Source organism: Methylobacterium sp. C33D (assembly GCF_053345825.1).
Genome location: NZ_JBKFAV010000010.1, coordinates 78,906 through 91,340, shown reverse-complemented (window position 1 = coordinate 91,340; position 12,435 = coordinate 78,906). Strand labels below are relative to the sequence as shown.

14 protein-coding genes and 1 pseudogene are annotated in these 12,435 nt (G+C 57.0%); 6 read left to right on the top strand and 9 right to left on the bottom strand.

What is annotated here, in order from left to right:
* Positions 1 to 7 precede the first annotated feature (7 nt).
* Positions 8 to 217 carry a hypothetical protein gene (locus tag ACLBXO_RS10020; protein ID WP_447685291.1) on the top strand — a complete coding sequence of 70 codons (210 nt, stop codon included), beginning with the start codon at positions 8 to 10 and terminating at the stop codon, positions 215 to 217.
* A 4-nt stretch (positions 218 to 221) separates the two neighbouring features.
* Positions 222 to 464 carry a hypothetical protein gene (locus tag ACLBXO_RS10015; RefSeq protein WP_447685290.1) on the top strand — a complete coding sequence of 81 codons (243 nt, stop codon included), beginning with the start codon at positions 222 to 224 and terminating at the stop codon, positions 462 to 464.
* Between the two features lie 22 nt (positions 465 to 486).
* On the opposite strand, the gene ACLBXO_RS10010 is transcribed toward ACLBXO_RS10015, so the two are convergent.
* Both ACLBXO_RS10010 and ACLBXO_RS10005 read right to left on the bottom strand, forming a co-directional pair.
* Positions 487 to 783 (bottom strand): type II toxin-antitoxin system RelE/ParE family toxin, encoded by a 297-nt coding sequence (locus ACLBXO_RS10010; RefSeq protein WP_447685289.1) that lies wholly within the window; start codon positions 781 to 783, stop codon positions 487 to 489.
* Positions 773 to 1,018 carry a type II toxin-antitoxin system ParD family antitoxin gene (locus ACLBXO_RS10005; RefSeq protein ID WP_234081712.1) on the bottom strand — a complete coding sequence of 82 codons (246 nt, stop codon included), beginning with the start codon at positions 1,016 to 1,018 and terminating at the stop codon, positions 773 to 775. The genes ACLBXO_RS10010 and ACLBXO_RS10005 overlap by 11 nt, the downstream gene beginning before the upstream one ends.
* A gap of 114 nt (positions 1,019 to 1,132) precedes the next feature.
* Between ACLBXO_RS10005 and ACLBXO_RS10000 the strand changes: the two genes are divergently transcribed.
* From ACLBXO_RS10000 to ACLBXO_RS09985, 4 genes are all read left to right on the top strand, one after another.
* On the top strand, positions 1,133 to 1,399 hold the full coding sequence (locus ACLBXO_RS10000; RefSeq protein WP_447685288.1) for a hypothetical protein: 267 nt from the start codon (positions 1,133 to 1,135) through the stop codon (positions 1,397 to 1,399).
* 974 nt (positions 1,400 to 2,373) lie between these two features.
* Positions 2,374 to 4,536 carry an argonaute/piwi family protein gene (locus ACLBXO_RS09995; protein ID WP_447685287.1) on the top strand — a complete coding sequence of 721 codons (2,163 nt, stop codon included), beginning with the start codon at positions 2,374 to 2,376 and terminating at the stop codon, positions 4,534 to 4,536.
* Positions 4,533 to 5,723 carry a PD-(D/E)XK nuclease domain-containing protein gene (locus ACLBXO_RS09990; protein ID WP_447685286.1) on the top strand — a complete coding sequence of 397 codons (1,191 nt, stop codon included), beginning with the start codon at positions 4,533 to 4,535 and terminating at the stop codon, positions 5,721 to 5,723. The genes ACLBXO_RS09995 and ACLBXO_RS09990 overlap by 4 nt, the downstream gene beginning before the upstream one ends.
* A gap of 32 nt (positions 5,724 to 5,755) precedes the next feature.
* On the top strand, positions 5,756 to 7,186 hold the full coding sequence (locus ACLBXO_RS09985) for a hypothetical protein (RefSeq protein WP_447685285.1): 1,431 nt from the start codon (positions 5,756 to 5,758) through the stop codon (positions 7,184 to 7,186).
* 10 nt (positions 7,187 to 7,196) lie between these two features.
* Here ACLBXO_RS09985 and ACLBXO_RS09980 read toward each other — a convergent pair whose 3' ends face one another.
* The 7 genes and pseudogenes from ACLBXO_RS09980 to ACLBXO_RS09950 form a co-directional block, all read right to left on the bottom strand.
* Positions 7,197 to 8,546 carry a type IV secretory system conjugative DNA transfer family protein gene (locus ACLBXO_RS09980; protein WP_447685284.1) on the bottom strand — a complete coding sequence of 450 codons (1,350 nt, stop codon included), beginning with the start codon at positions 8,544 to 8,546 and terminating at the stop codon, positions 7,197 to 7,199.
* Positions 8,543 to 8,773, bottom strand: a complete 231-nt coding sequence (locus ACLBXO_RS09975) for a hypothetical protein (RefSeq protein ID WP_050731945.1) — start codon at positions 8,771 to 8,773, stop codon at positions 8,543 to 8,545. The genes ACLBXO_RS09980 and ACLBXO_RS09975 overlap by 4 nt, the downstream gene beginning before the upstream one ends.
* On the bottom strand, positions 8,770 to 9,303 hold the full coding sequence (locus tag ACLBXO_RS09970; RefSeq protein ID WP_447685283.1) for a hypothetical protein: 534 nt from the start codon (positions 9,301 to 9,303) through the stop codon (positions 8,770 to 8,772). Before ACLBXO_RS09970 ends, ACLBXO_RS09975 begins: the two co-directional genes overlap by 4 nt.
* Positions 9,304 to 9,323: 20 nt before the next feature.
* Complete coding sequence (locus ACLBXO_RS09965; protein WP_447685282.1) at positions 9,324 to 10,598, bottom strand: relaxase/mobilization nuclease domain-containing protein; 1,275 nt, start codon at positions 10,596 to 10,598, stop codon at positions 9,324 to 9,326.
* A complete protein-coding gene (locus ACLBXO_RS09960) occupies positions 10,595 to 11,035 on the bottom strand; it encodes a hypothetical protein (RefSeq protein WP_447685281.1) in 441 nt (146 codons plus the stop codon). The genes ACLBXO_RS09965 and ACLBXO_RS09960 overlap by 4 nt, the downstream gene beginning before the upstream one ends.
* Positions 11,036 to 11,732: 697 nt before the next feature.
* A pseudogene (locus ACLBXO_RS09955) lies at positions 11,733 to 12,096 on the bottom strand (transposase); the annotation flags it as partial.
* Between the two features lie 3 nt (positions 12,097 to 12,099).
* On the bottom strand, positions 12,100 to 12,435 hold the full coding sequence (locus ACLBXO_RS09950; RefSeq protein ID WP_331313166.1) for a hypothetical protein: 336 nt from the start codon (positions 12,433 to 12,435) through the stop codon (positions 12,100 to 12,102).

Below are 12,435 nucleotides of genomic sequence, written 5' to 3'. Positions count from 1 at the left end.
GAGGGCGATGACCGACGCCGAATTGTTTGAGTCATTCGCAGACTTGCGCATTCTGGCGAGCAATATTCTCGGGTTCCACGTTCTGGCCGAGGATGATACCGCCTCGGAGATTGGCCGTATCATGGCGCAATCGCAGATATATTCCGGTTCGGTCGATCTAGCGAAATTGGTTTGCCGCATCGCCGCAGCTTTACAGGCCCGCACCGAGGAGGGTTGAACGGATGGGCACGCTCCAACCGGATGGACGCGTCCCGCGCTATACCTGGTCGCTCTTATGGGTGAGAAAACGGATCGAGGCGCACCGCAGGGCTGCAGAGTTGGAGAGCGGCCGCCGGGCCGAGTTTCACGCGGCACAAGCCGATCTATGGGACTGGCACAACAGAAGCTTCCTTGACCGCGATGCACCCCTGAATGTCAGGGTTCTCGACTTCTACCGGCCGCCGCCGTCGGAAGCCTCATTCTGATGACAAACCAAAGAGCGCGGAGTCAGATATGACTGTCCGTATCCATCCTCTGATGCAGGATGCGGATGACGTCGATCCCGGCATCCGTCCGCCGGTAAAATATGAAATGCGATCCAACGCGATATTTTAGATATCCGGCTCGAATCTCGACAGGGCGGCCGATCTTCGCGCCGTTGGCCAGTTCGGTCGCCGCGTTGACGATGTCCTGATGATAGCGGTCCGCCTGATCCGCCGACCATTGCCCAACCGTGTACCGCCAGATTTCTTCCAGGTCCGAACGGGCGAGGGGTGTGAACCGGGCGCGGGCGCTATTGCCCATGCTTCGCCCGCATCTCCGTTAGAAAAGCGGGGCTGTCGAGTTCTTCAGCAGGGCCGGACTCTTCGCCAGCGATGAGGGCGGCTTGAAGCGCGGCGACCTTGGCTTCCCGCTCTTCGAGCAAGCGAAGGCCTGCGCGCACCACGTCACTGGCGGAACCGTAGCGGCCGCCCTCAACCTGCCGGTCGATGAACTGGGCGAAGTGGTCTCCAAGCGAGATCGATGTGTTACGTGCCATGCTGATACCTCTACCGCGAGTATATACCAATCTTTGGTACAGGGCGAGGGAAATGCTCGGGGAGTGGCTGGAACGGCAATGGGATCGGATCGTTCGCAGAGCAAAGGAGACCCCATGGCACAGGACGATAGCTTCACCCTCGATCAGGCGATCACGGCACAAAAGGCGCTGCGCTCATCCCTCGGCTTGAAGGAGGAGGTGTTCGAAGCCCCCGAGTTCGTCGGCATGATTAGCGACGAGATCGAGCAGCACCGCAAGGCGGGTAACACCGACCAGGAGATTGCGGCGATCATCAACCAGGCGACCGGCAAGGGCATCACAGCCGAAGCGATTGCAGAGCATTACGCAAGCCCGGAACAGCGTCACCCGCACGGCGGATAGACGGCATCGGCGGAACTTGGCGTGACCCAAAAAGGGTAGTGGGATCGGCCGGAGCTATGTCCGAAAATCGCAGGGCAGGCCGTTACCGCGACGTGCAAGATGTGCGGTGTAGTACACCGCAATCTTGGCAAGGGGACCGCTGCGCGCCCCCGTTGCATCCCCCAAGCAGTGGCGCTCCCTCGGCATCGAGCCTCATCGCACCACAGAAACGTCCGCCGTTTCATCCGTTCAGGAGGAGCGTTCCTGCCCCTCCCGAAACCCACCCAGACCAAGCGCTTCGCCGCTGGACCACGACCAGGAGGAGACTTCGCTCTCCCCTGGACCCCATGACCAAAGGCGTGTGCCGCCCTTGGAACCCTGCACCAGGTTGATCGCACCTGGACACGACCAAGGGCCTTCGTGCCCTGGACCCTGATACTCCCGGTAGCCTACCCCTAGCGGGCGGAACGCGGCCTGCAGTTGATGCGGTAGACTAGTGCATCTCGGGCGGTAGGTGCTTTGGGAACGGCTCTGTTCCCACCGGTTTCGACCTCACCCATCGATCAAAAACGCTCGGCGTCCAGACCCAACGGAACAAACCACATAAATTTAGCAAGGAGTGACTAGCCTGCGCGGGTTGCGACGCCCGGCGACGGAGGAACTCAAGGTTGTGGGCGGCCGTTGGTTCGTGCTTGCCAAAGGTCTGCGAATTCACCTAGCTTATGCTTTATGCCCGTCTCGTACAAATTTGATTCAGTAGGCTCAAAATCTATCAGGTATAGCCTCGCCTGCCGGAAGATTAGTCACCACGGTTGTACCGTGTCCGAGTTGTCGCCTCGTGCCATCAGTAAGAGCTGTTAGGCTGTCAGATGGTTGCGCTAAGGCTTAATGCTGTTCCAATCCATTGCGCCCCAGGTGCGGTAGTCGAAGTTTTTAAATTCCGGTACAGCAAAGAATTACTTGGGGAGCTGAGGACAAGTTACCCAAATAAGTACTTGTTCCGTCGTGCAGGTGCGGACGGGCAGAGTATTTTTGGCGTTCCGCTGATCCGAGATGTCGATAGGATCACTGACTCTACTGAAGAAATCGTTCTATCTGAGCACCCCGCGCTTTTATCAGCCTTGGCGCAAGAAGCCTTGTTTAATTTGTTCGTTAAGCTTGGCCGGCCGGTAGTCCGCCGTTATCCGCTACAACTCCTCTCGCAAAAGCCCGGCAATCTGATTTCAGAGTCCTGGAGCTTGCCTTCGTGGCTGCAAAAACGGGTTGCATGGGATTTGGAAACGCGGCGTGTTCGCTCTCAAGGCGGCAAGCCACTGATCGTTTTACTTGCTGACATGCGTACTAAAAATATCATCGACTGTACATTAGGCGAACTTGGTGAAAGCCGCATCCCAATTATTGGTCGCTACGTGGGCGTCAAGACGGAAATAAAAGACGAGCGCGTCTGGCCGCGTTTGAAGTTGCTGGGAAAAATAAGAGAGCTGAATGGCGAGGAAGCTCTTTTGTCAGACTATGGGATGGGCAGTGGATCGGTCAAACTTTGTGATGCCCACCTCGAACCCCGCAGAGAGAATTTCGATTGGTGCATAAAGCATCTTGCTCCCACAAAGTACGAATCTATAATTTCGGCACTCGCGGAACAGACGAGCGCGATAGCTAGCGGCCCGAAGCGGCTTGAGCAGATAAAGAAGACCTTTGATTATGTTCGGAAACAGCCCATCGAGATTGTTCCAGGTATCAACCTTGAGGTGGGAGAATTAATTGGCGGAGAGAACCAAAAAATCCCCTTGCGGTCTGAAATAATAAAGAAGCCTGTTCTCGTTTTTGATCCGAGCGGCGTCAAAACAGATACTTGGAACGAGCGTGGAATTGATAAGCATGGGCCGTATGATCAGCGAACATTTGCACCCAAGCAGCTAAGGATCGCAGTTATATGTAATCAAGCCGATGAGGGGCGCGTGGAAGCGTTCATGGCAAAGTTTCTCGATGGATTGCCAAGCATATCTGTACGGGACCGAAAGCCTTACGAAAAAGGTTTTATCCGGCGCTTTGCCTTATCTGCACCAAAAGTGCATTTTTTCACGACAAAAGGCGCTTCCTCTGAGGATTATGTTTCCGCATGTCGAGAGGCTTTGAAGTTCGCGGGCGACCAGAATTTCGAGTGGAGCCTTGCGATTGCACAGATTGACGAAGAATTCCACGATCTTCCCGAAAGTTCAAATCCATACTTTGCCATTAAAGCGGCTTTTTTGAAACATCGTGTTCCTATACAAGAAATAACTTTGGAGACTATAAGCAAATCTGATCGGCAGCTTGTTTACATCATGAACAATGTAAGTTTGGCCACCTATGCTAAAATTGGCGGAACACCTTGGCTTCTAAGATCTGCCCCGACCGTTGGCCACGAATTGGTAATCGGATTAGGATCTCAGATAATTAGTACATCGAGATTGTCGGATAAGGAACGTGTGGTCGGTATCACGACAATATTTAGTAGTGATGGACGATATCTTCTCGATGATCGAACTGGCGCTGTACCATACGAGCAGTATGAAGCAGCGCTGGCAGAAACCTTGTCGAGAGCTATCGAGCGCGTAAGAGCAGAAGACAACTGGAGGAGCACGGATTCTGTCCGCCTAATATTTCATGTATTCCAACAGATAAAAGATAGAGAAGCTGAGGCGGTGGGAAAGCTTATAGAAAAGCTCGGATTTTCTGATGTGAAATTTGCCTTCGTACATGTAGTCGATAATCACCCGTTCAGTCTTTTCGATGAACATAATCAGGGTGTTCGCTTTGGGCAAGAAACAAAGGGCGTAATGGCTCCTGAACGTGGGCTGTCAATCTCGCTAAGTGACGATGAACGGTTAGTTTGCTTCACAGGCAGCCACGAAGTTAAACAGGCGTCCCACGGTCTGCCCCGTCCAACATTGCTTAGGCTTCACCGCAATTCAACTTTTCGAGATATGACATACATTTCGAGACAAGCTTATGATTTTTCAAATCATTCATGGCGGATGCTTTCCCCTGCGCCGATGCCAATCACAATTCATTATGCAGAGCTGATCGCTCGCCTTCTCTCTGGCCTGCAAAATACGCCTGGCTGGGATCCTGATATTATGCTTGGTCCAGTCGGCCGGAGTCGATGGTTTCTATGAGTAGCGAAGCGTATGGCTTATCGCTTCTTCAGAACGCAGCCGTAGACGATGCGGAACAGCCACCTCACGCCAGAGCTTTTGCAAGCTGGATTCTTGATAAGACACCGGCCCGGCGCTTGCTCCTGGACACTTTGGCGTCAGAGATCCAGAACAATAAGGGATCGACCAGGTTGAGCGCTCAGGTCGCGGTGCTCGGTTTTGCAGTCAACGCGGACCAACGTTTCAAAGGTGCGTTCGTTGAGGGAGTCGACTGGCTGAAGCAACGCAGATACTTTCAAGCAGGGCGGCCGAGAGGATTCGAATTAGACGGGTTGGGCATACTCGGTGTAGCGATAGGTATCCTTTCCGCGCCTTGTCTCGACTCCTCTGTGGCTTGGATCAAGGAGTTGGTCAGAAACTCACTCGGTGAACTAGACTCGGTTGAGGATTGGAACAGCTCGCTTATCGCTGCTTCAGCAGTACTGCTGGGGCTCCCGACGAACGTTCAGCCTGCGCCGGAGCTGATTATTTCGTTACATGCAAAGGGAATCAGTTCCGCAAAGCTCGAAGATCATGAGAAAGCTTGGCATGAGGCTTTCCGGTTAGATGGATGGGACGGCGAAATGACACGCTCTGCCGCCCGTCTCGCCGCCATCAATTTCGTTGCGGAAGTTATGCCTTCGGTTCGCCTCAAGTCGGCGACCGTCGCAGATTTGATTAGTCTTCTGGAGCGTCTTGATCGCTCATTTAGACATTGGACATGGGAAACTAAAAGTCGAACTCCGAAATCGAGCATCGCGCGGTGGGACGTCGAAAATGAGTATCACGTCCAAAATATTCTCTGGACAATACTTGCTCCTATCTTCCCCGACTTAGATGATGAGGAGTGGCTGAAATCTTTAGGACACCATCATCCACGAGGAGATTTCGCGATACCGTCTCTTAAGACCATTGTTGAGGCAAAATATATGAGGTCGGGGACTGCATTTTCCAAGATAACACAGGAAATTGCAGCGGATGCATCAACTTATTTAGCGCCAGGCAGCGATTATAAGCATCTCGTTGCCGTAATATGGGACGATTGTGCTCGTACGGAGGAGCATGCGGAGCTGCGCGAAGGATTGCTACGTATAAGAGGTGTCGAAGGCGCGATCATCATATCCCGCCCGTCGTTCATGGAGCGCTCTGCAAAGTCGCGCCTAGACTAATTCAATAAACTTAACATCAAGAGAAGAAAAATATGACGAATAGCGTTGTCAAGAAATCAAACGAATTGGTAGATCCGCAAGCGCAGATGCTTGTCGGATTTTTGCAGGAAATGGGGCTTCCGCATGAAAACATAATCGCGGACCAGTCTCAGAGAGCTATTATTGGGGACAATATTCATGGTTTGATCAATAATGTTCCGGCTGATCTCCGCAAGGATGCACGTTATCTCTCAAAATTCGTAATCGGCGCTGGCATAGGTCTATTTGACTATTCGTTGAATGCGGTTTGGAATGAGGTGGTTCTCAATCTTCGGAAAAAGGCTGTCATGTACGGCCTCGACATTTTCTTCGACGGTGCTGTTGGAGGAAGTAAAGCAAGGGAATTTTATAGTACCGAAGATGATCTAGCTTCGCTGAAAGACTCTGTGCTTTTAGACACCTGTAGGAAACTGGAGCTAATATCAGATACAACATACAAAAAACTCAAGCACATTCTTGAGATGCGTAATGATACGGGTATTTCTCATCCAACAAATTACAACAGCAATGCTTACGAGCTGCTCGGTTATCTGCAAAATTGTATTCAGGATGTTTTGCATGATAATCCGACCGAGGCGGCCCTTCAAGTTCAGGCATTCATTAAAAATTTGAAGACTACCGTTACCCCTCTCGACAATACCACCCAGCAGGGAGTTGAGAAGCGGATCAATGAACTTCCAAGCCATCTTTGTGGGAGTATGTTGCGCACCGTGTTTGGCATATATGTCAGTGCAGACACAGACCCCGTAGTGAGAAAAAACATCTCGCTGATTGCCCCTGCTATCTGGCAGGCCTGTCATGACGAGGCGAAATATAAGCTCGGGATCGTTCTCGAGGGATACAATGTCAATCTACATCAAGATAAGCACAAGCTTGGACAGCAATTTTTCGACATCGTTGGTGGAAACCAATTTAGATCGCCCAGTGAACGGGTTATCATTGTAGACGAACTGATCACTCAGCTTCACCAGAAGCATAACGGTTGGGACAATTTCCATCATGAGCCGCCGGTGGCGGCGCAGTTGCATTCCTATGTTCCAGACCAGGCGTCAATATTCGATAATTTGGCGATGAGGCTGTTCAAGGTCGTCCTGATGTGCCGCATTGGCCGTGGCGTAAACTACAACAGTGGGGTTTCGCCCGGGGGAGCGAGATATTACGAAGCTATTTTGGCTATCGCTGGCGACAAGTATGCAGTTCACGTTATCGCTTCCCTTTCACACTACGAAATTCGGGCTAAGCTTGGAAATACGCTTTGTAGAAGTCACGCCAAGAGATGTCTGGAAATAGTTCGCGGGAGCGTAATTAATGCGCGTTTAATTGAGGCGCTCGATTATTTGATGGCAAATATTGAAACCAGTCCTAATTGTGTTGATAGTACGGAACTTAAGCGGTTGACGGCAGGATATATCAAGTGGAGTTAGTCTTGATCCGTTATTCAACGCTGCGAAGCATATGTCGAAGCTCCGGCCGTCGCCAGAACTCCGGCATTTCAACGACGTAAAAGCCCCAGTCCCTAGCGTCTAGCAGCGCATTGTCGCTGGTAGACGCGCTCCGGATATCCTCGACTTGCAGAAGGGGACGAGCCTGCTCGACAAGATTGTCACCGGAGCCATTCACCTGGTTCGAGTTCACGTTGAAGCCGCGCACCATCACCGACGTTTTGCCAGAGCGGTGCTCAATCTCTTTGAGCGTGTCGCTGTCCGGTAAGCCGCGATAAAGCGTGTGTGCGACAGCCTTCTTCCAGATGCGCGCCGTCTCCCGTCCATAGCGGGTTTCGATCTGCGCCGCTGCGTTCTGAAACACGCCGAGGAAGTTGATGCCGCCCTGGCGGTAGAGGGTCAGCACCTCGTAAAAATTCGAGACGTACAGCTGCCCCCATTCCTCGCCGACGACGAGGGCGCGGAGCGGGCCTTGCGCATCGGCAAAGCGCTCGATCACGGCGGCCGTCATCGCGCCGACGAAGGTCCGGCTGGTCTCGGAGCGCGCCGAGCCGATCAGGAAGAGGGCAGTGCGCTCGCGCTTCATATCGGCCGGATCGAAGGTGTTTCGGCTTGTGAGGTCACGCGCAGCCATTCCCGGCTGGAAGCCTTGCAGCCGCTCGACGATCAGCGAGGCATAAGCGTTCCATTGGTCTGGCGAGCTGGTCAGCCCAGCGACGAGGCGGCACATACCGGCTTCGTCTTGCATCCGCCGGTCTGACGCCCAGAGCAGCAGATCGTCAGCGATCTCCTCGCGCGGACGCCCCCAAAAATCCCACAGGCCACCGGGCGAGCAGGACCAGCGCTCGGACGGGTAGAGGGCTGTCACCTTGTTGTAGAGCGTGAAGAAGGTGCGGACGCCCTGGCTCACCCAGCGGTTCTTCAAGTCCGGGTCCTGCGGCACCAGAAAGCTCGCAGCGTCATAGGCTGCCTCACCGACAATGCCGCGAAGGGCTGGGTTGGCCGCTGTCTCCAGGAGACGCGTGTTAATGTTGTAGCTTTCGGATGGGTAGCCGTGGTGGTTGCCCGCGTTGATGAACCGGACATGGTAGCCCTGGCGTTTGAGCGTCACCCACGACACCCAGGCGAGTTCGCCATCCTTCGGGTCGGTGATGATCTTGGTGATATGGTCGGTGCGGGGCGAGACGAGGTTTACGCCCAGGAAGCGAGTGAGCTTGCCCTTTCCGGCCTGAGCATCAATCGCAACCGGCTCGGTGCCGCTGTAAACGAGCGGCCATCCGTCGATGAATCCGAGTTCGATCCCCCGGCGGATGTTTTGGTAGGTGCGGGCCGGAACGCTCATAGCAGTCCCGACCGGATGAGCGCTTCAAGGTCATTCAGCTTGGCGTTCCCGAGCTGGCCGCTCGGGTTCGCATCGAGCATCTGGCGAAGGCGGGCGGCCGCAACAGCCTCTGCCCGCGCTCTTGCAATCCGCGCCTGCTCGGCATCCTCCCAGGCGAGGCGCTGGGCTGCCTGAGATTCGAGGCTGAACAGAAATTGATGGATTTCGACGAGATTGCGCAGGCTCATTTGCGCAGCTCCTCTTCATCGTCCCAGGTGGCGAACTGGAATGGCTCGCGCTCAGTCCGGCGCTGGTGTTCGGCGTGCTCTGAAGGAAGCGGCTCAATAGTCTGAGCTGTCCTGACAGGCTGCGAAGGGAGCAGCGCCTGCATGGCAGCAGCCGACTGCGCGGCTTCGGCCTTTGCTTTCTCGATGTGATAGGTGGCGACCACCGAACCGAGAGCGTAGCCGCCAATCGGCAGATAGATCACCCAATCTGCCCTGATCGGGACACCGAATAGGCCAGACGCGAAGAAGGCGAACGAAGGGACGAGACAAGCCCCGATCAACCCGCGCCGGACGAACGCGCGCGCATCCTCGGGCGTGAGCGTTTCACCGCAAAATTGAATCGGCTTGTTCCAAGCCATGAAGCACACGACGGTTAGAACAAAGGATGCGAAGGCCAGAAGCGCGAAGATGAACGCGCCCGCGATCATCGCGCCTGCTGCGACAAAGCCAATCGCCATAGCTGCGCCGCTGTTGTCATTGTTGTTCGCCATCACCGCCTCCTATTAAGGAGCTATCGCTCCAGGCTCAGCCCGAGAGACATCTCGCGCTTGCGGGCTGTCCCAGGATCAAGACCGCGCGAGAATTTGAAGAAGCGTCCAAGCTCACGCCGCAATTCCAGCAGCTCTTCAGCTTGGCGCTTTCGTAAGGATTTGAATTCGACCTGGAGTCGGGCGCGCTCTTCGCGCTGCCGATCAACCAGCTGTTGGCGCTCTTGCGCCTGCCGTTCGCGGCTTGCTTTCGCTTCCGCTTCGTTCTGAGCGCGGACTTTTTGATATTGACCGGTGATGCGGTGCCATAGGCCGCGCAAACCTTTGGGTAGTCTCTCCGCCCGTGCCTTCGTCTCGGCGTCCCAGGTCCGCTTTTGATCCTGGTCGAGCTTCGCGCGCCTATCGCGGTGGCGATGGGTCATTTCCATCTTGGCGTGGGCGAGCGTCGCGGCCGACTTTTGGAACTTGGTTTGCGACTCCGCGACGTGGCGCTTGATCGCCGGAGTCATCCGCTCGGCCAGCACCTTGCGGGTGGCCTCGACGGAGGGAAGCGCATCGCCATCACCAAGCCGCGCTTTCACATCCTTGGTTTTGAGACCGAGGACACGGGGGAGCGAATGCACTTCGCCGTCATGGTCGATGATGACATGGCCGCGACGGTCGCCGCGCGCCATGAAGCAGCCATGCTCTTCCAGCGCGCGGGAGAAGGCAGCGGGGCTATCCGATGCCTGCCAGCAGGATTGAACGGCTGCCTTGAGCCAGCGCGGGTCTTGCCCCTGGCGCTTGGCCTGCTGCCATTCGGCCAGGGTGAAGTTGAGCGGATCGCGCATCCCGTCGCGCGCGATACCGCGCGGCATGTCCCAGCCATGTTCGAGGTAGAGATCGCGCGAGAGACCGATGAGCTTCTTCTTGAAGTAGCTCATCGGCCGCGCTGTCATGGTGGCCGCGTCGATGCGGCTCCAAGCAGCATGAGCGTGGCTGCGGCCCTCTTTCTCGTGGAAGACGATGACGCGCGGCTGCCCTTGCAGACCGAGGCGCTTCTCAGCCTCGTCGATGGCGCTGACAAACTGCGCCTCTGTGACGGACGCGCTCTCCGGCGGGCTGAGTGAGAGAGAAAAGAGATACTGCTTGCACTTCGTCCCGCGCGAGATCGCCTCGGCTTCCTTGAACGCGCCGCGCAGATTGTCGGAAGCGAACTCGCGCAACTCGTGGACACGCACATGCTCGTTGTCGTCCGGCCGCATGAGGTGGGCGGCCAAGTCCTGACCGCCGCCGCGCTGCGAGCCTTTCAAGATCATGGCTGCGCCTCCGGCTTCAGGCCGAGGGCGATCAGCAGCAGGCGGCGAATCTCGTGGAGGTCGGCGAGTGCCTGAACCAGGGCGGCTTCGGTTTCTTCCGTCGCCGGGAGCGAGCCGGTGTTCGCCGCATGGGCAAGTTGGTTTAGATTGCTGAAAACCCGCGAGCGGCCGAGCAGGGCGATAAGCTGGGCCAGCACCTTCCGGTCGGCAATCGAGATTCCGCTTTTGCGGACTCTGGCCGGGACCGGCTCACCCAGAACCTTGGCGCGGATGTAGGTGCCGAGCGGAGCGCCCGCGGCCTCACAAGCCAGGCGGGCGCGCTCGGCCTCCGAGAGCCGCAGGCTGAAGGGTGCCGGTACCTTGGCCTTCCTGATTCGGCGGGATTTAGCGGGGGGCGGGGCTGCCGCTTCGGTCTCGAAGGTGCTGCCTAGGGACATGGCGGCACCTGCAAGTCATGGGACTTGCGGTGCTCCAGGAAGGCGTTCCACTGCGCCAGCGTGTCGAACAATTCGTTCGAAACGCTGCTGGGCGGGCGCGCCATACATATCAAGTATTTACATAGAAAATCTGCGTGTCGTGCTTCCCGGGAAACCAAATTGGGAAGCGCATGGGAAGCGTTGCGCCGTTGAGACCTCCCAGGGGTTTTTGCGCCCAGGGCTGATTTTTGGCTCAGGTTTACGCTCATGGTACACGCTTCCGAGTTCCTCACGCTGGTAGGCGTTAAGCCCGCTCACCGGCCAAAAATCCCTCTGTAATTTTTCCGCGGCATGGCTTCCGCAGAAAAAGAACCGGTGGTGGGGGTATCGGCAAGGTTGCTTATATGCCGGGCACGTCGGCGCGATTGTGGAGCGCGACCACCGTTTTAGTAGCGGGCCATGGTTCCATCGGCGGGGCGTGGGGCTAAATCGCGGAAGGGGACCCTCGCGCGGCAGGACAGGCGAGTCCGAGTCCGAGGCGCTGGTCGTTCGCGAGATTACCGCGCCGTGCCGAAGTTGCCGAGCGGCAAGGGGCGACGCGTGCTGCTCTTGCGGCCGTTTCCCCCGTGAGCCTCGGCCACTCCCTCGGGGGCGGCCCTCTTTCAAGCCTGGGCCATGCTCGCCCCAGCGCCCGCTTGACCTGCACCACCGACCACGCGCCCAAGGCCAGGACACCGGCTTGCCGCAGGGCCGTGTCGCAGGCCGAGAACAGCACCTCGATCGCAGGATGACGCGCGATCTCGGCCCGGGTGAGCGCCTCGCGGAAGGTCCAGGTCGTCTTGGCGTCCGGCACCGGATCGGACAGCCGCAGACCGAGGAAGCGCATGAACGAGAGCCGACCCTCGATCAGGATTGGGTCACGCTCGTCCGACAGCGAGTGGCTGGCCTGAAGGATCAGCACCTTGAACATGACCACGAGGTCGAACGGTGGGCGACCGCCCTTCGACCCGTCCGGGCACGGCACGGGCGAGGTCGTCCCGGTACAGCTCGCAGCCGACGATGTGGCTCAACCGCTCCAGCGCGCCTCACTCGAGCTCGATGACGTTCCGGGAGGACGGCTGGGCACTGCGCAGGGATGGCCCGCGGTTGCTGAGGAAATCGCCCGGCGGCGCGGTCGCTGGCTTCGCGGCGGGCGCGCCGCGCACGGACTGCGCCGGCTGTTCGGGCCGGTCGATCGAGGCCGGGTTCGCGACCGGCGGCAGCGGCGTGACGACGCGCCCCTCCGCCTGATCGAGGCAGCGCCGCAGGGCACCGGGATCGGGCAACAGCGTGCAGTCGTTCACCGAGAGCGGGCTTGGCTGGGCGCGGGCCGCCGTCGCGCCTGCCGCGAGGAGCGCGAGCGCGCCGAAGGCGGTTCGCAC

What these genes read in the sequence shown, in the direction of transcription:
- ACLBXO_RS10020 (WP_447685291.1), top strand. Translation starts at nt 8, where the DNA reads ATGACCGACGCCGAATTGTTTGAGTCATTCGCAGACTTGCGCATTCTG.
- ACLBXO_RS10015 (WP_447685290.1), top strand. Translation starts at nt 222, where the DNA reads ATGGGCACGCTCCAACCGGATGGACGCGTCCCGCGCTATACCTGGTCG.
- ACLBXO_RS10010 (WP_447685289.1), bottom strand. Translation starts at nt 783, where the DNA reads ATGGGCAATAGCGCCCGCGCCCGGTTCACACCCCTCGCCCGTTCGGAC.
- ACLBXO_RS10005 (WP_234081712.1), bottom strand. Translation starts at nt 1,018, where the DNA reads ATGGCACGTAACACATCGATCTCGCTTGGAGACCACTTCGCCCAGTTC.
- ACLBXO_RS10000 (WP_447685288.1), top strand. Translation starts at nt 1,133, where the DNA reads ATGGCACAGGACGATAGCTTCACCCTCGATCAGGCGATCACGGCACAA.
- ACLBXO_RS09990 (WP_447685286.1), top strand. Translation starts at nt 4,533, where the DNA reads ATGAGTAGCGAAGCGTATGGCTTATCGCTTCTTCAGAACGCAGCCGTA.
- ACLBXO_RS09985 (WP_447685285.1), top strand. Translation starts at nt 5,756, where the DNA reads ATGACGAATAGCGTTGTCAAGAAATCAAACGAATTGGTAGATCCGCAA.
- ACLBXO_RS09980 (WP_447685284.1), bottom strand. Translation starts at nt 8,546, where the DNA reads ATGAGCGTTCCGGCCCGCACCTACCAAAACATCCGCCGGGGGATCGAA.
- ACLBXO_RS09975 (WP_050731945.1), bottom strand. Translation starts at nt 8,773, where the DNA reads ATGAGCCTGCGCAATCTCGTCGAAATCCATCAATTTCTGTTCAGCCTC.
- ACLBXO_RS09970 (WP_447685283.1), bottom strand. Translation starts at nt 9,303, where the DNA reads ATGGCGAACAACAATGACAACAGCGGCGCAGCTATGGCGATTGGCTTT.
- ACLBXO_RS09965 (WP_447685282.1), bottom strand. Translation starts at nt 10,598, where the DNA reads ATGATCTTGAAAGGCTCGCAGCGCGGCGGCGGTCAGGACTTGGCCGCC.
- ACLBXO_RS09960 (WP_447685281.1), bottom strand. Translation starts at nt 11,035, where the DNA reads ATGTCCCTAGGCAGCACCTTCGAGACCGAAGCGGCAGCCCCGCCCCCC.